Origin of the sequence: Streptomyces sp. BPTC-684, from assembly GCF_030028635.1 — a bacterium.
Lineage (GTDB): Bacteria > Actinomycetota > Actinomycetes > Streptomycetales > Streptomycetaceae > Streptomyces > Streptomyces noboritoensis.
Genome location: NZ_CP124863.1, coordinates 143,236 through 159,328, shown reverse-complemented (window position 1 = coordinate 159,328; position 16,093 = coordinate 143,236). Strand labels below are relative to the sequence as shown.

General features: G+C 74.2%; 12 protein-coding genes. 8 read left to right on the top strand and 4 right to left on the bottom strand.

Annotated elements, in window-relative coordinates; translation table 11 throughout:
- Position 1: 1 nt before the first annotated feature.
- From QIY60_RS00705 to QIY60_RS00685, 5 genes are all read left to right on the top strand, one after another.
- On the top strand, positions 2–4,483 hold the full coding sequence (locus tag QIY60_RS00705) for a beta-ketoacyl synthase N-terminal-like domain-containing protein (RefSeq protein WP_283140593.1): 4,482 nt from the start codon (positions 2–4) through the stop codon (positions 4,481–4,483).
- On the top strand, positions 4,480–4,833 hold the full coding sequence (locus QIY60_RS00700; protein WP_283140592.1) for an acyl carrier protein: 354 nt from the start codon (positions 4,480–4,482) through the stop codon (positions 4,831–4,833). The genes QIY60_RS00705 and QIY60_RS00700 overlap by 4 nt, the downstream gene beginning before the upstream one ends.
- Positions 4,824–5,696 carry an alpha/beta hydrolase gene (locus QIY60_RS00695; protein WP_283140591.1) on the top strand — a complete coding sequence of 291 codons (873 nt, stop codon included), beginning with the start codon at positions 4,824–4,826 and terminating at the stop codon, positions 5,694–5,696. The genes QIY60_RS00700 and QIY60_RS00695 overlap by 10 nt, the downstream gene beginning before the upstream one ends.
- Complete coding sequence (locus QIY60_RS00690) at positions 5,693–6,889, top strand: glycosyltransferase (protein ID WP_283140590.1); 1,197 nt, start codon at positions 5,693–5,695, stop codon at positions 6,887–6,889. Before QIY60_RS00695 ends, QIY60_RS00690 begins: the two co-directional genes overlap by 4 nt.
- A gap of 82 nt (positions 6,890–6,971) precedes the next feature.
- Positions 6,972–8,030, top strand: coding sequence for a class I SAM-dependent methyltransferase (locus QIY60_RS00685; protein ID WP_283140589.1), 1,059 nt, complete (start codon positions 6,972–6,974; stop codon positions 8,028–8,030).
- A gap of 9 nt (positions 8,031–8,039) precedes the next feature.
- Here the strand turns inward: QIY60_RS00685 and QIY60_RS00680 are convergent, their stop codons facing one another.
- Positions 8,040–9,110, bottom strand: a complete 1,071-nt coding sequence (locus QIY60_RS00680; protein WP_283140588.1) for an ATP-dependent DNA ligase — start codon at positions 9,108–9,110, stop codon at positions 8,040–8,042.
- Between the two features lie 65 nt (positions 9,111–9,175).
- Here QIY60_RS00680 and ligD point away from each other — a divergent pair, with 65 nt between their 5' ends.
- Positions 9,176–10,201: a non-homologous end-joining DNA ligase gene (gene ligD, locus QIY60_RS00675; RefSeq protein WP_283140587.1), complete on the top strand. Its 1,026-nt coding sequence runs from the start codon at positions 9,176–9,178 to the stop codon at positions 10,199–10,201.
- 4 nt (positions 10,202–10,205) lie between these two features.
- Here ligD and QIY60_RS00670 read toward each other — a convergent pair whose 3' ends face one another.
- Positions 10,206–10,955 carry an IclR family transcriptional regulator gene (locus tag QIY60_RS00670; protein ID WP_283140586.1) on the bottom strand — a complete coding sequence of 250 codons (750 nt, stop codon included), beginning with the start codon at positions 10,953–10,955 and terminating at the stop codon, positions 10,206–10,208.
- A gap of 271 nt (positions 10,956–11,226) precedes the next feature.
- On the opposite strand from QIY60_RS00670, the gene QIY60_RS00665 reads away from it, so the two are divergent.
- Together QIY60_RS00665 and QIY60_RS00660 are read left to right on the top strand one after the other, a co-directional pair.
- Positions 11,227–11,475, top strand: a complete 249-nt coding sequence (locus tag QIY60_RS00665) for a WhiB family transcriptional regulator (RefSeq protein ID WP_283140585.1) — start codon at positions 11,227–11,229, stop codon at positions 11,473–11,475.
- A 168-nt stretch (positions 11,476–11,643) separates the two neighbouring features.
- Complete coding sequence (locus tag QIY60_RS00660) at positions 11,644–13,248, top strand: GMC family oxidoreductase N-terminal domain-containing protein (protein ID WP_283140584.1); 1,605 nt, start codon at positions 11,644–11,646, stop codon at positions 13,246–13,248.
- A gap of 10 nt (positions 13,249–13,258) precedes the next feature.
- On the opposite strand, the gene QIY60_RS00655 is transcribed toward QIY60_RS00660, so the two are convergent.
- A complete protein-coding gene (locus QIY60_RS00655; protein ID WP_283140583.1) occupies positions 13,259–14,233 on the bottom strand; it encodes an acyl-ACP desaturase in 975 nt (324 codons plus the stop codon).
- A gap of 174 nt (positions 14,234–14,407) precedes the next feature.
- Entirely contained in the window at positions 14,408–16,048 is a 1,641-nt protein-coding gene (locus tag QIY60_RS00650; protein ID WP_283140582.1) for an ABC-F family ATP-binding cassette domain-containing protein, read from the bottom strand.
- Positions 16,049–16,093: the final 45 nt, after the last annotated feature.

Below are 16,093 nucleotides of genomic sequence, written 5' to 3'. Positions count from 1 at the left end.
CATGACCGACGAGAGGCCGATTGCCCATGATGTGAAGGAGCGTCAAGTCCCCGTCGCCATCGTCGGCATGGCCGTCCTGCTGCCCGGCGCCAAGGACCTGGACGCGTACTGGCGCAACCTCGTCGACGGTGTGGACGCCGTACGGGAGGTGCCCGAGGGGCGCTGGGACCCGGTCTACTACCGGCCCGGCGACCCGGGCGGCGCCGCCGACCGGATCTACTGCCGGCGCGGCGGCTTCGTGGACGGCCTCGCCGAGGTCGACGCCGCCCGCTTCGGCATCATGCCGAGCTCGGTCGCGGGCACCGAGCCCGACCAGCTCATCGCGCTCTCCGTCGCGGCCCGGGCGATCGCGGATGCGGGCGGCGAGGAGCGGCTGCCCGAGCGCGGCCGGGTCGGGGTGGTCCTGGGCCGGGGCGGATACCTCAACCCGGGCCTCGTCCGCCTCGACCAACGTGTGCGCACCGCACACCAGTTGACGCGCACCCTGGGCGAGCTGCTGCCCCACCTGGCGGCGGACCAGCTCGACCGGGTCCGGGCCGCCTTCACCGAGACGCTGGGACCCGAGCACCCGGAGTCGGCCATCGGGCTCGTCCCCAACCTGGCGGCGTCCCGCATCGCCAACCGCCTGGACCTGCGGGGCCCGGCGTACACCGTGGACGCGGCCTGTGCGTCCTCGCTGATCGCCGTCGACCAGGCGGTGGGCGAACTGGCGTCGGGCCGCTGCGACCTGATGCTCGCGGGCGGGGTCCACCACTGCCACGACATCACGCTGTGGAGCGTCTTCGCCCAGCTCCGCGCCCTCTCGCCGAGCCAGCGCAGCCGCCCCTTCCACGCCGCGGCCGACGGCATCCTCATCGGTGAGGGAACCGGCGTCGTCGCCCTCAAGCGCCTCGCGGACGCCGAACGCGACGGCGACCGCGTGTACGCGGTGATCCGTGGCACCGGCGTCGCGGGCGACGGCCGCGCCGCAGGGCTGATGCACCCCGACCCGGGCGGCCAGACCCGCGCGGTCCGGCAGGCCTGGCGGGCGGCGGGCCTCGACCCCCGCGACCCGGGCTCCCTCGGCCTCCTGGAGGCGCACGGCACCGGCACCCCGGCGGGCGACGCGGCCGAACTGGCCACGCTGGCCGAGGTGTTCGGGCCGGGCGCGGACGGTGCGGCAGTGCCCGTCATCGGCTCGGTGAAGTCGATGATCGGCCACTGCATGCCCGCGGCGGGCGTCGCCGGACTGGTGAAGGCGGCCCTCGCCGTACATCACGCGACCCTGCTGCCGACCCTGCACTGCGACGATCCGCACCCCGCCCTCGCCCGCACCCGGTTCCGCCCGGCGACGGCCGCCCGCCCCTGGGAGGGGCCGCTGCGCCGGGCCGCCGTCAACGCCTTCGGCTTCGGCGGGATCAACGCCCATGTGGTCCTGGAGCAGGCGCCGGGAGCCGTGCCCGCCCGGCACCGGGCGGCCGTGCGCGAACCGGAGCGGGTGCTGCGCCTGACCGCCGACACGCCGGAGGGCCTGGCACGGGCCCTGGACTGGGACGACGCGACGGTACGGGAGCGGGGCGCCGCCTCGTACGGGCAAGGCACCCCCACGGCTCGGCTCGGCATTGTCGACCCGACCGCCAAGCGGCTGGCGCTCGCCCGCCGTGCGGTGGCCCAGGGCCGCCCGTGGCGCGGCCGCAGCGACGTGTGGTTCGCCCCGCGCCCGCTGCTCGGGACGGCGGGCGGGGGCAAGGTGGCGTTCGTCTTCCCCGGCCTGGAGGCCGAGTTCGCGCCCCGGGTGGACGAGGTGGCCGAGCACTACGGGCTGCGGCTGCCGGGCCGCGCGTACACCGAGGCGACCGACGTCGCCCGGCACGGGCTCGGTGTGCTCCGCGTCGGCCGGGTCCTCGACGAAGCCCTGCGCGCGCTCGGCGTCCGGCCCGACGGGGTCGCCGGGCACAGCGTCGGGGAGTGGGCGGCGATGATCGCGGGCGGCGTGTTCGCGGCCGACAAGGCGGACGACTTCTTCGCCTCCTTCGACCCGGACTCGCTCCGGGTCCCGGGCCTGGCGTTCGCGGCGATCGGCGCACCGGCGGCCCGGGTGAGCGAGGCCCTCACCGACTGGCCGGACCTCGTCCTCTCGCACGACAACTCGCCCGGCCAGTCGATGGTGTGCGGCCCGGAGCGGCCGGTCGAGGAGTTCGCGGCGAAGCTCCGGGCCGAGCGCGTGATCTGCCAGGTGCTCCCGTTCCGCTCCGGCTTCCACACGCCGATGCTCGCCCCGTATCTGGGCCCCATGAAGCGGGGCGTGGACGCGGCGGAGATCCTTCCGCAGCGGGTCCCGGTCTGGTCCGGCACCACGGCGGCCCCGTTCCCGGCCGGCCCCGACGAGGTCCGCGCCCTGTTCGTCCGCCACCTCCTGGAGCCGGTACGGTTCCGGCCGCTGGTCGACGCCATGTACGCGGCGGGCTTCCGCGCCTTCGTCCAGGTGGGCACGGGCCGTCTGACCTCGCTGATCGACGACACCCTCAAGACCCGCGACCACCTCGCGCTCTCCGCCAACTCGCCCCAGCGCGGCGGACTCGCGCAGCTGCTGCGGGTGGAGACGGGGCTGTGGGCGGAGGGGTACGCGCTGTCGCCTGCCCGGCCGGCCGGGCCGCGCTCCTCCTCCGCCCCGATCCCCCTCGACCTCGGAGCGGCGCTGCTTCCCCTCGACCCCCACCGCTTGGACGAGTTACGTGCGGAGCTGAGCCCTCGTACGGTCGCGGGGGCCGAACACCCCATATCGGCGGGCCTGTTGGGTGAGTCGCTCACCCGGCGCCACCCCGTCGCCGCGGAGCTCGACGCGCTGATGCGGGAGACGGCGGACAGCGTGGCGGCGGTGCTGGAGGCGGCGGGCCCGCCGGGGGCGCCGACCGCACCCGACGTGGTCACCGCACCCGTCGAGCAGGAACACCGCACCCGACTCCGCGTCTCCACCGCCGACATGCCCTACCTCCTCGACCACTGCTTCTTCCCGCAGCGGCCCGGCTGGCCCGATCCCGCCGACCGGCATCCGGTCGTCCCCGCCACCACCGTCCTGCACCACCTGATGGCCGCCGCCGAGCGGGCCGCGCCCGGGCACCGGGCCGTCGCCGTCCACGACGTGCGGCTGGAGAAGTGGGTCAACGCCATCCCGGCCGTGGACGTGACGATCACCGCCCGGCCGGACGGCCCCGGGCGGTGGGCGGTCGCGTTCGGGCCGTACGCCCGCGCGAGCGTCGAGCTCGCCCCCGGCTACCCGGCCCCACCGCCCGCACCCCCGCTGGACGCGGCCGAAGAGCGCCCGCCCGACATCGCGGCGGCCCGGCTCTACGAGGACCGGTGGATGTTCCACGGGCCCGCCTTCCAGGGCGTCACCGCGCTGCGCGGGGTCGGGCCCGGCCACGTCCGGGGCACGATCACCACGCCGTCCGCGCCGGGCGCCCTCCTGGACAACGTGGGCCAACTCCTCGGCTACTGGCTGATGTCGACCCACCCCAACCGGACCGTGATCTTCCCCGTCGCGCTGGGGGAGGCCCGTTTCTTCGGGCCGCCCCCGCCCCCCGGCACCCCCGTCGACTGCCACGCCGTCATCACCTCGCTCACCGAGGACACCCTCCTCGCCGACGTCCGGCTCACCCTGCCCGGCGGGACGGTGTGGGCGGAGCTCTCCGGCTGGCGCGACCGCCGGTTCTCCGGGCTCGACGCGCGCAGGTCCGGCGGTTACCCCGAGCACCTGGCCCTGGCCGAGGCCCGGCCCGGCGGCTGGTGCCTGCTGCGGGACGTGTGGCCGGACCCGGCCTCCCGCGACCTGCTGATGCGCATGCAGCTGGGCCGGGCCGAGCGCGAGGCGTACGAGACGAAGCCGCCGCGCGGCCGGCGGCAGTGGCTGCTCGGCCGGATCGCCGCCAAGGACGCGGTGCGGCGGTGGCTGTGGGAGCGCGGCGAGGGCGCGGTGTTCCCGGCCGAGATCGAGATCGTCAACGAGGAGTCGGGGCGGCCGCGTGCCGTGGGGGTGCACGGCCGTACGCTCCCGGCCCTCGACCTCTCCCTCGCCCACCGGGGCGATCTCGCGGTGGCGCTCGTACGCCCGCCCGGCCCCGGCCCGTACGGCACCGGTGTCGGCATCGACATCGAAGAGATCGCGGACCGCACCCCCGAGACCCACCGCGTCGCCCTCGGCCCCCGCGAGCTCGGCCTCCTCGGCCGGCTCGTCGCCGGGACCGGGGAGTCCGAGGCCCTGTGGTTCACCCGGTTCTGGACGGCCAAGGAGGCCGTCGCCAAGGCGGAGGGCACCGGGTTCGGCGGGCGGCCGCACGCCTTCGAAGTGACCGATGCCGCCCCCGACGTGAGCGGTGAGGCCCCCGATTCCCTCACCGTCACCGTCGACGGCCGCCGCCACCACGTCCATTGCGTCCGCGCCACCCCCACCCACGTCGTGGCCTGGACCACGTCCGCGCCGCCCCCCGAGGAGAGTGCCCAGTGACCACCAGCGAACGGCCGCCCGGCCCCGCCCCGCTCGCCCCGCCCGACGAGGAGACCGTCCTGGCGGAGATCGCCCGACTGATCGTGACGGTGCTCGGGGACTACGCCCCCGACCCCGCCGACATCCATCCCGACACCCTGTTCGGCGACGACCTGGAGCTGGAGAGCATCGACCTCGTGATGCTCTCCGGACATCTGGAGGAGCGGTACGGCGAGCGGGTCAACTTCGCCGAGTTCGTCGCCGGTCTGGAGATCGACGAGATCATCGCGCTCACTGTAGGACAGCTCGTCGCCCACGTGGTGCGCTGCCTGGACGAGACCCCCGGACCGGGAGCCGCCCGATGGTCATGATCCGCGCCAACGGGCTCGGGCTGCACGTCCAGCGGCTGGCCCCCAAGGGCCACGAGCCGTACGGAACGGCCGTGTTCATCCACGGCGCCTTCATCGACAGCCTCGCCAGCTACTACTTCACCCTCGGCCCGGTCTTCGCCGCCGCCGGATACGAAGCCGTCATGTACGACCTGCGCGGGCACGGCCGCAGCGAACGCCCGCCGTCCGGCTACACGCTGGAGGACTTCACCGCCGACCTGGACGCCCTGCTCGACGGGCTGGACATCGCCGGTCCTGTCCACCTCGTCGGCAACTCCTTCGGCGGCACGGTCGCGCTCGACTACGTGGTGCACCGGCCCGAGCGCGTCGCCACCGTCACCGTGATCGAGTCGGGGCCTGCCAGCCGCACCTGGTCGGACACCATGTCGGCGGCGCTGCGGCACGCCGGGGGCATGGCGGAGGACGACGCGCTGCTGTGGTTCACCGAGCAGTACGGCACGCTCTCCTCGACCCGTACCGGCGACACCCGCCACGACGCCCACATCCGCCGGCTCGGCCAGGCGGCGGGGCGTCTGGTGCGGTCCACCACCATCGCCGAGGACATCCCCGGCGGCCGGGTCCTCACCGACGAGCAGCTCGGCCGGGTGCGCTGCCCGGTGCTGCTGATCAACGGTCAGGAGGGCCTGGTGGCCGCCGAGGCCGCCCGGCTGCGGTCGCTGCTGCCGCACTGCCGGGTCGCCGTGGTACCGGGGCAGAAGCACTCGGTCCTCGTCGAGGCGTCCGACGCCGTCGGGGAACTGGCCCTGAGCTGGATCCGCGACCACACGGGCGCCGTACCCGAGCACGCCGCCCCCGGACCGAGCCGACCGGGCCCGGTCCGGTGAGCCGCTTCCTGTTCGTGGTGCCGCCGCTGACCGGCCACATCAACCCGGCCGCCGCCGTCGCCGCCGAGCTGACCGCTCGGGGCCACGAGGTGGCGTGGGCCGGACGCCCGGAGGTCGTCGGGCGCTTGGTGGGGGAGCGGCCCCGGGTGTACGAGTGCGCCGGGCCGGACGGCATCGGCGGACGGCCGCCCGACCTGCGCGGGGTCGCGGCCCTGAAGTTCCTGTGGGCGCGGTTCCTCGGCCCGCTCGCCGAGGCGATGGCGCCCGGGGTCGCGGCGGCGATCGCGGAGTTCGGTCCGGACGTGGTGGTGGCCGACCAGCAGACCGTGGCGGGCGCCCTGGTGGCGGAGCGGCTCGGCGTGCCCTTCGCGACCTCGTCGACCACCTCGGCCGAGCTCACCGACAGCATGGCCGGAATGCCCGGCGTGCACAGCTGGCTCACCGGGCTGCTCGGCGAGCTGAGGCAGCGCATCGGCGATCCGGCCGCCACCCACGACCCGCGCTTCTCCCCGGCCCTCACCCTCGCCTTCACCACCCCCGAGCTGACCGGCCCGTACACCACCCCCGAGACGGATCTGCGGTTCGTCGGACCGGCGCTGGCCGCCCGGCGCTCCGCCTCCGGGGACTTCCCCTGGCAGTGGCTGGACCTGGCGCCGGGGGCGGCGGCGGTCCTGATCACGCTGGGCACGGCCAACACCGACGCGGGCGGCCGCTTCCTCGCCGAGAGCGTCGCGGCGGTCCGCGCCCGCACCGGACAGCTGCGGGCGGTGGTCTGCGACCCCGGCGGGCTGCTCGGGGCGGTGCCGCCCGGGCCCGACGTGCTGGTCAGGGCCCAGTTGCCGCAAGTCGCCCTCCTGGAGCGGATGTCGGCGGTCGTCTGCCACGCGGGCCACAACACCGTCACCGAGGCGCTGTGGCACGGGGTGCCCCTTGTGGTCGCGCCGATCCGGGACGACCAGCCGGTCGTGGCGGCCCAAGTGGTGGGCGCCGGGGCCGGGTTGCGGGTGAAGTTCGCGCGGGCGGGGCGCGAGCGGATCGGCGCGGCCCTGGACGCGGTGGTGACCGAGCCGGCTTACCGGGACGCGGCCCGCCGCGTCCGGGACGCCTTCCGCGCCGCCGGCGGCGCGTCGGCCGCTGCCACGCACCTCGAAAAGCTCGCCGCCGCGGCGCCCGTCGCCGGACGGCCCCGATAGAGCCCCCACAGAGAGGGACGCACCGCCTCGGCCGCCGCGGGTGCCACCTCGTCCGTATAGAGCCCCACAGAGAGGGACGCACATGCCCGACAGCGAACGGATCGCCGAACTGCGCCCGTCGTACCAGGACGAGCTGGCCCGTGGCACGGGCCGCTTCTTCCTGGCGGCGCGCACCGACTGCCCGTGGTGCCTGGGCCGGGACCTGCGCCGCAAGTTCCGCACCACGGACCTCATCCAGGGCAAGCCCGGCGAGTTCGTCCTCGACGAGTGCCGCGGCTGCGGCCACGTCTTCCAGAACCCGCGGCTGAGCCAGGAGGGCCTGGACTTCTACTACCGGGACTTCTACGACGGCCTCGGCGCCGAGACGACCGCCAAGATGTTCGAGGGCAACGGCAGCAAGAAGCGGTTCCGCCGAAGCGCCCGCGCGCTGCGGCGGGTCGCCCTGCCCGGCCGGTGGCTCGACGTCGGCACCTCGCTCGGCCACTTCTGCGCCACCGCCAAGGAAGTGCTGCCCGACACCCGCTTCGACGGCCTCGACATGGGCGAGGGCGTCGAGCTCGCGGCCAAGGAGGGCCGGATCGAGGAGGCCCACCGTGGCCTCTTCGTGGACCTCGCCGAAGAGATGGCGGGCCGCTACGACGCGGTCAGCATGTTCCACTACCTGGAGCACACCCTCGACCCGCACCGCGAACTCGCCGCCGCGCACACGGCGCTGGCGCCCGGCGGGCATCTGCTGATCGAGGTCCCCGACCCCGAGTCGCTGTCGGGGCGGCTGCTCGGTCGGCTCTGGCTGCCCTGGTTCCAGCCCCAGCACCTGAACATGGTCCCGATGGGCAACCTGTGCCGGCGGCTGCGCGACCTCGGCTTCACCGTCGAGGTGGCCGAGCGGCGCGACGCCCACATCCCGGCCGACCTGGTGTGCGCCACCTGGTTCCTGTTCGACCGGCTGCTGCCGCGCGACGACGCGCCCTGGCGGCCCCGCCGCCCCGGCCGCGCCGCACGCGCCGTCCGGTTCGCGCTGGTGTGGGCGGCGGTGCCGGTGCTGATCGCGGTGTACGGGCTCGACCAGCTGCTCAACCCGCTGGTGCGGCGGACCCGGTTCTCCAACGCGTACCGGGTGATCGCCCGCCGTGACGGGTGAGCGCGCCGGTCACCCGCCCGACAGCACCTGGGCCAGGTCGTAGCGGACCGGTTCCTCCAGCTGGGTGTACGTACAGCTGTCGGGGGACCGGTCCGGGCGCCAGCGGCGGAACTGGGCGGTGTGCCGGAAGCGGTCGCCCTCCATGTGGTCGTAGGCCACCTCGCACACCCGCTCCGGCCGCAGCGCCACCCACGACAGGTCCTTCTTGCCGGTCCAGCGGCTCTGCGCGCCCGGCAGCCGGGCGCCCTCGTGGGCGGCCTCGTCCAGCCAGGCCGCCCAGGGGTGCCCGCCGCCCACCGGGTCGTCCATCAGGAGCGGCGCCAGCTCCTCGACGAGCTCGGCCCGGCGCTTCATCGGGAAGGCCGCGCAGACGCCGACGTGCTGGAGGGCGCCCGAGCCGTCGTACAGGCCGAGCAGGAGCGAGCCGACGACGGGGCCGCTCTTGTGGAAGCGGTAGCCCGCCACCACCGCGTCGGCCGTGCGCTCGTGCTTGATCTTGTACATCAGCCGGGCGTCCGGGCGGTAGCGCAGATCGAGCGGCTTGGCCACCACCCCGTCGAGCCCGGCGCCCTCGTACCGCTCGAACCACTCCTGGGCCTCTTCGGCGTCCGTGGTGGCGGGCGCCAGGTGCACCGGCGCCGTGACGCCCTCCAGGGCCCCGGCCAGGGCCGCCCGGCGCTCGCTCAGCGGGGTGTCGAGCAGCGAGTCGTCGCCGAGCGCCAGCAGGTCGAAGGCGACGAAGCTGGCCGGGGTCCGCTCGGCCAGCAGCTTCACCCGGGAGGCGGCCGGGTGGATGCGCTCGGTGAGCCGGTCGAAGTCGAGGCGGCCCTCGTGGACGATGACGATCTCGCCGTCCACCACACAGCGCCGCGGCAGCCGCTCCTTGAGGGCTTCGGCGAGCTCGGGGAAGTAGCGGGTCAGCGGCTTGCCGTTGCGGCTGCCGATGACGATCTCGTCGCCGTCTCGGTGGACGATCGCACGGAACCCGTCCCACTTCGCCTCGTACTGCATCCCGGGCGGAATCCTGGCGACCGACTTGGCGAGCATCGGCTTCAGGGGCGGCATCACCGGCAGATCCATGCCATTGATTCTCACCGGACTGTGCCGATATGCGCCATTTGCGGCGCACGCCTACCGTGGCCTGCATGGGCACGAGCAAGGGCGAGGCCGTCGAGCTGGACGTGGCCGGACGGGCCGTCCGGCTGTCCAACCCGAACAAGGTGTACTTCCCGGAGCGCGGCTACACCAAGCTGGACGTGGCCACGTACTACCTGGCCGTCGCCGACGGGATCACCCGCGCCCTGCGCGACCGCCCGACCACCCTGGAGCGCTACCCCGACGGCGTCGACGGCGAGTCCTTCTTCCAGAAGCGGGCCCCCAAGAACCTGCCCGAGTGGATCCCGACCGCCCGCATCTCCTTCCCCAGCGGCCGCCACGCCGACGAGATCTGCCCGACCGAGCCCGCCGCCGTCCTGTGGGCCGCCAACCTGGGCTGCCTCACCTTCCACCCGTGGCCGGTGCGGCGCGAGGCCACCGACCACCCGGACGAACTCCGCATCGACCTGGACCCCCAGCCCGGCACCGACTTCGACGACGCGGTCCCGGTCGCCCACGAACTGCGCGCCCTGCTGGCCGAGTCGGGCATCAGGGGCTGGCCCAAGACGTCCGGCGGCCGGGGCATCCACGTCTTCGTCCCGATCGAGCCGCGCTGGACGTTCACCGAGGTGCGCCGCTGCGCCATCGCCATCGGGCGCGAGCTGGAGCGGCGCATGGCGGGGAAGGTCACCACCGCGTGGTGGAAGGAGGAGCGCGGCGAGCGGATCTTCGTCGACTACAACCAGACGGCCCGCGACCGCACCATCGCCTCCGCCTACTCGGTCCGCCCCAAGCCGCACGCCCCGGTCTCCGCGCCGCTGCGCTGGGACGAGCTCGACGACGTCCACCCCAAGGACTTCGACCTGAGGACCATGCCCGCGCGGTACGCGGAGGTGGGAGACGTCCACGCGGACATGGAGGACCACGCCTTCGGCCTGGAGCCGCTGCTCGAACTGGCCGCCCGCGACGAGCACGAACACCAGCTGGGCGACATGCCGTACCCGCCGGACTACCCCAAGATGCCGGGGGAGCCCAAGCGGGTGCAGCCGAGCCGGGCCAAGAAGGAGGAGGCGTAGTCGCCTATGCCGTGGGCGGGCGGCGCTCCGCCGGGGGCAGCAGGAGTATCTCCAGGGCCTGGGCGCACGCCCGCGCCTGTGCCAGGAACCACGCGCCGCGCTCGTCCGTCATCACCGCGGGCGCCGCCCGCAGCGAGAGGGCGAAGCGGGCGTGGCCGGAGCGGTCGAGGACCGGCACGGCGAGGGTGCGCGTCCCGTACGCGGTGCCGTACGCGCCGGTGGGCGCCGCCTCGCTCTCCTCGCGCGCGAAGCCGTCGGCCCGTACGTCCGCCAACTCCTCGTCGGGGGCCACCGGTTCGTCCGGCCGGGGCCAGGCAAGCAGCACCCGGCCCGGCGCCGTCGAGCGCAGCGGGCGGCGCAGCCCGGCCATCGGGGGCACCGGGCCGCCCGCGACGCTCACCACGTGCGGGCCGCTGCGCAGCGCGAGGTCGGCGGCGGCGCCGGTCCGCGCGGCCAGGTCGGCCAGCTCCGGGGCGGCCAGGTGCAGCCCGCGCCGGTGGTACGAGAGACGGCCGAGCTCGGTCATGGCCGGGCCGAGCCGGTAGCGCGCGGTCCGCACGTCCTGCTCCAGGAAGCCCGCCGCCACCAGCGTGCGGGCCAGCCGGTGCGCGGTGGAGACGGGTAACCCAAGGCGCCGGGAGAGATCGGACGCGCTGAGGTCGGGGCCGTTGTCGTGGAAGGAGTGCAGCACCTCCAGGGCGCGCTGCACGGCCTGCGCGCCGGTCGGGGTGCGCACCGTGGTGGCCTCGGTCATATCGGCTCCCTGCCGGGTCGTGATCGACGAAGGGCTCCACACTACGGCCGGGCCATCTGGTCGCTCAGGGCAACGGCGAAGGCGACCGGAACCGCTCCGGCCCGCGTTGTCAGTGGCCGGAGGGAGACCGGGAAAAGACTGCCCGGCGCCGTCGCGGCAGCCGTAATCGGCCAAAGACCGCGCGGTGGGAGGAGATCGCTTGACGCGAGCGGTGAAGGGCGTTCAACGATCATTGACCGGACGTTGATCCGACCGGTCCAGCATGGATGTCATGTCGATCAACACCATCATCGCCGGGCAGGAACTCGCCTGGCAGGAGACCGCGTTGTGCGCCCAGGCGGGGCCCGAGTTCTTCTTCCCCGCGCCCGGGAGCTCGACGCGGGAGGCCAAGCAGCTCTGCGGCAGCTGCGAGGGGCGCCAGGCCTGCCTGGAGTACGCGCTGGCGAACGACGAGCGGTTCGGCGTCTGGGGCGGCCTCTCCGAGCAGGAGAGACTCCAGCTCCAGCGCCGCCGGGGCTGACCCCGGGAGCCCGAGCCACGAACCCGGTCGCCTCAGGAACGGCCGGGTTCCGCCGGCGGACGCGCGTGCCCGTTTCGGGGGCGGGCCGCGCGTCCGCGCTCTGGCACGTCCGGCCCCGGCGGGTCATGCTGGGTGGGCTGGAGGACCCAACGTCACGGCTTGGGGGGCGTGTTGAGGACAGCGGGCGGCACGGCGGAGCGCACGTACGACTACATCGTGGTGGGAGCGGGCTCGGCGGGCTGTGTGCTCGCGGCGCGGCTCTCCGAGGACCCCGGCGTCCGGGTCGCGCTCGTCGAGTCGGGGCCGCGCGACCGCAAGCCGGAGATCCGCATCCCGGCCGCCTTCCCGAAGCTCTTCAAGACCGCGTACGACTGGGACTTCACGACCGCGAAGCAGGAGGCGCTCGGCGGGCGCGAGCTGTACTGGCCGCGCGGCCACACCCTCGGCGGCTCCTCGTCCCTCAACGCCATGATGTGGGTCCGCGGCCACCGCGCCGACTACGACGCGTGGGGCGAGGCCGCCGGGCCCGAGTGGGCGTACGACGAGTTCGTCCGGTACTTCCGCCGGGCCGAGCGCTGGACGGGCCCGGCGCCCCGGGACTCGGTGTACGGCACGGACGGGCCGCTGTGGATCTCACCGCTGCGCGACCCCAGCCCGCTCACCTTCGCCTTCCTCGCCGCCTGCCACGACCGCGGCATCACGGGGCTGCGGGAGCTCAACGGCCCGGACCACTCCGGGTACGCGACGACTCCCGTCAACCAGCGGAAGGGCCGCCGGTGGAGCGCCGCCGACGGCTATCTCAAACCGGCCGCCCGCCGCCCCAACCTGGACATCCTCACCCAAACACGGGTGCGCGGGCTGGAGTTCGAGGGGACGAGGGCCACCGGAGTCGTCACCGAAGGCGGCCTGGGCACCCTCACCGCCCGCCGCGAGGTCGTCCTCAGCGCGGGCGCCGTCGGCTCGCCGCACCTGCTGATGCTCTCCGGGATCGGCGACCCCGAGCGGCTGCGGGAGGCCGGGGTCGAGGTCAAGGTGGCGTCGCCGGACGTCGGCCGCCACCTCCAGGACCACCTCGCGTACGCGGTGACCGTGCGCTGCCCCCGGCCCGTCACGCTGACCGGCGCCGACACGCTCCCCAACCTCGGCCGCTTCCTGCTGCGCGGCCGGGGCCCGCTGACCTCCAACCTCGGGGAGGCCGTCGCGTTCGTGCGCACCCGGCCCGACCTGGTGGCGCCGGACATCGAGCTGGTCTTCGCCCCGGCGCCGTTCGTCGACCACGGGCTCACCCCGCCCACCGAGCACGGCCTCACCGTGGGGGTGGTCCTGCTGCAGCCCGTCAGCGAGGGCCGGATCGACCTCGGCGGGACGGCCGTCACCACCCCGCCCCGGATCGACCCCGGCTACCTCACCGCCGAGGAGGACCTGCGGCGGCTGATGGTGGGGGTGCGCCGGGCGGAGCAGCTGCTCGCGACCCCGGCCCTGGCCGAGCACACGGCGGGGCCGCTGGCGCCCTACCCGGGCGTCGTCGACGACGAGGCGCTCGCGGCGGCGGTGCGCGGCTCGGCCGAGACGCTGTACCACCCGGTGGGCACCTGCCGGATGGGCAGTGACGAGGGCTCGGTCACCGACCCCCGGCTCCGGGTGCGCGGCGCCGAGGGTCTGCGGGTGGTCGACGCGTCGGTCATGCCGCGCATCACGCGCGGCCACACGCACGCCCCGACGGTCGCCCTCGCGGAGAAGGCGGCGGAGCTGATCCGGGAGGACGCGCGGTAGCGGGGTGGGCTCAGGCCTTGCCGCGGGCCAGCATCCGGGCCTTGCGCGCGGCGAGCTTCTCGTCGAACTTGCTCGCCTCCGAGTCGAGCCCGCCCATGTACAGACCGAGCTCCTCCTGCGCCTTGAGACCCTCCGGGCCGAGCCCGTCGATGTCCAGGACCTTCAGATAGCGCAGCACGGGCTGGAGCACGTCGTCGTGGTGGATGCGCAGGTTGTAGATCTCGCCGATCGCCATCTGCGCGGCGGCCCGCTCGAAGCCGGGCATGCCGTGGCCGGGCATCCGGAAGCCGACGACCACGTCGCGTACCGCCTGCATGGTCAGGTCGGGTGCGAGCTCGAAGGCCGCGCCGAGCAGGTTGCGGTAGAAGACCATGTGCAGGTTCTCGTCGGTCGCGATCCGCGCCAGCATGCGGTCGCAGACCGGGTCGCCCGACTGGTGGCCGGTGTTGCGGTGCGAGATGCGGGTGGCCAGCTCCTGGAAGGCGACGTACGCGACGGAGTGCAGCATCGAGTGCCGGTTGTCGGACTCGAAGCCCTCCGCCATGTGCGCCATGCGGAACTGCTCCAGCTTGTCCGGGTCCACGGCGCGCGAGGCGAGCAGGTAGTCGCGCATCACGATGCCGTGCCGGCCCTCCTCGGCGGTCCAGCGGTGCACCCAGGTGCCCCAGGCGCCGTCGCGCCCGAAGAGGCTCGCGATCTCGTGGTGGTAACTGGGGAGGTTGTCCTCGGTGAGGAGGTTCACCACGAGCGCGATCTTGCCTATGTCCGTGACCTTGGACTGCTGCGGCTCCCAGGCCTCGCCGTCCTCGAAGAGGCCGGGGAAGTTGCGCGCGTCCGACCACGGCACGTAGTCGTGCGGCATCCAGTCCTTGGCCACCTTGAGATGCCGGTTGAGCTCCTTCTCGACGACCTCCTCCAGCGCGTACAGCAGTCGGGCGTCGGTCCACACGTCCGCACTGCCGAGGTGGGGAGAGGTGATCGTCACGAGGGTGCTCCAGGGGGACGGGGAGGGGGACGGGTTACCTACGCCTACGTAGGTTACGAGACCGTAGGTTAAGCGCGCAGTAAGCCCCAGCCAAGTCCCGTCCCCCTCCCACCCGACTACTCTCCGTTATCTGCCCAGGTCATAGCGGGGCAGTGGGAGGCAAGTCAGACATCCTCAGCTGCCCTCCCGCACCTCCTCGGCCGTCGTGTCGCGCAGCTCGCCGTCGAGCAGCAGCCACCGGGTGACCCCGATCGACTCCAGGAACGGCACGTCGTGGCTCGCCACGATCAGCGCCCCCTCGAAGGCCGCCAGCGCGTCGGTGAGCCGCCGCACGCTCGCCATGTCCAGGTTGTTCGTCGGCTCGTCCAGCATCAGCAGCTTGGGCGCGGGCTCGGCGAGCAGCAGCGCGGCGAGCGAGGCCCGGAAGCGCTCGCCCCCCGAGAGGGTTCCGGCCGGGCGGTCGGCCCGGGCCCCCTTGAACAGGAAGCGGGCGAGCCGCGCCCGGATCGCGTTGCCGGTGGCGCCGGGTGCGTACCGCGCCACGTTCTCCACCACGCTCAGCTCGTCGTCCAGCACGTCGAGGCGCTGCGGCAGGAACCGCAGCGGCACGTGCGCCACCGCCTCGCCGGCCGCCGGTGCGAGCTGCCCGGCGAGCGCCCGCAGCAGGGTCGTCTTGCCGGCCCCGTTGCGGCCGACGAGCGCGATCCGCTCCGGCCCGTGGATCTCCAGACTGCCCAACGCCCGGTCCGCGTACGGCAACCGGAGCTCACGCAGGGTCAGGACGCCCTGGCCCGGATGGACCTTGGTGTACGGGAGCTCGACGCGGATCTCGTCGTCGTCCCGGACCGCGTCGACGGCCTCGTTGAGCCGGTCCCGCGCCTGGGCCAGGCGCTCGGTGTGGAGGATGCGGTGCTTGCCCGCCGACACCTGGGCCTCGCTCCTGCGGCCGTTGGCGACGATCTTCGGCACCCGCTTGTTCTCGTAGCTCTTCTGGGCGAACCGCTGGCGCCGGGCCAACTTGACGTTGGCGTCCGAGAGTTCGCGCTTCTGCCGCTGGACGTCGGCCTCGGCGGTGCGCACCATCCGCTCGGCCGCCTCCTGCTCCACGGCCAGCGCCTCCTCGTACGCCGAGAAGTTGCCGCCGTACCAGGAGACCCCGCCGTCGCGCAGATCCGCGATCTGGTCCACCCGGTCCAGGAGTTCGCGGTCGTGGCTCACCACGACCATCACTCCGGACCAGGACGCGACCGCGTCGTAGAGCCGCCGACGGGCCTGCAGATCCAGGTTGTTGGTCGGCTCGTCGAGCAGCAGGACGTCGGGTCGGCGCAGCAGCAGCGCGGCCAGGCGCAGCAGCACCGACTCGCCGCCGGAGAGCTCCCCGATGGTCCGGTCGAGACCGACGGCGTCGAGGCCGAGCTGTCCGAGCGCCGCCCGGGCCCGCTCCTCCACGTCCCAGTCGTCGCCGACCGCCGTGAAGTGCTCCTCGCGGGTGTCGCCCGCCTCGATGGCGTGCAGCGCGGCCCGCACCCGGTCGATCCCGAGGGCCTCGTCGACGCGCATACCGGTGGCCAGGGTCAGGTTCTGCGGCAGATAGCCGATCTCGCCCGCCGTGGCCACCCGGCCGCCGGCCGGGGCGAGTTCACCGGCGAGCAGGCGCAACAGCGTGGACTTTCCGGAGCCGTTGAGGCCGATCAGACCGGTGCGGCCGGGGCCGACGGCCAGCTGGAAGCCGTCGAACACCGAGGTGCCGTCGGGCCAGGCGAAGGAGAGGTCGGAACAGCTGATGTGCGTCGACGACGCGGAGTAAGCAGACATGGATGTCTCCCGGTTGCGGGGAAGGGCGGGGGCAACGGGAACTGA

Coding starts and splice junctions, on each gene's coding strand:
- QIY60_RS00665 (WP_283140585.1), top strand. CDS start 11,227: ATGTCGATCAACACCATCATCGCCGGGCAGGAACTCGCCTGGCAGGAG.
- QIY60_RS00650 (WP_283140582.1), bottom strand. CDS start 16,048: ATGTCTGCTTACTCCGCGTCGTCGACGCACATCAGCTGTTCCGACCTC.
- QIY60_RS00705 (WP_283140593.1), top strand. CDS start 2: ATGACCGACGAGAGGCCGATTGCCCATGATGTGAAGGAGCGTCAAGTC.
- ligD (WP_283140587.1), top strand. CDS start 9,176: ATGGGCACGAGCAAGGGCGAGGCCGTCGAGCTGGACGTGGCCGGACGG.
- QIY60_RS00685 (WP_283140589.1), top strand. CDS start 6,972: ATGCCCGACAGCGAACGGATCGCCGAACTGCGCCCGTCGTACCAGGAC.
- QIY60_RS00670 (WP_283140586.1), bottom strand. CDS start 10,955: ATGACCGAGGCCACCACGGTGCGCACCCCGACCGGCGCGCAGGCCGTG.
- QIY60_RS00695 (WP_283140591.1), top strand. CDS start 4,824: ATGGTCATGATCCGCGCCAACGGGCTCGGGCTGCACGTCCAGCGGCTG.
- QIY60_RS00680 (WP_283140588.1), bottom strand. CDS start 9,110: ATGGATCTGCCGGTGATGCCGCCCCTGAAGCCGATGCTCGCCAAGTCG.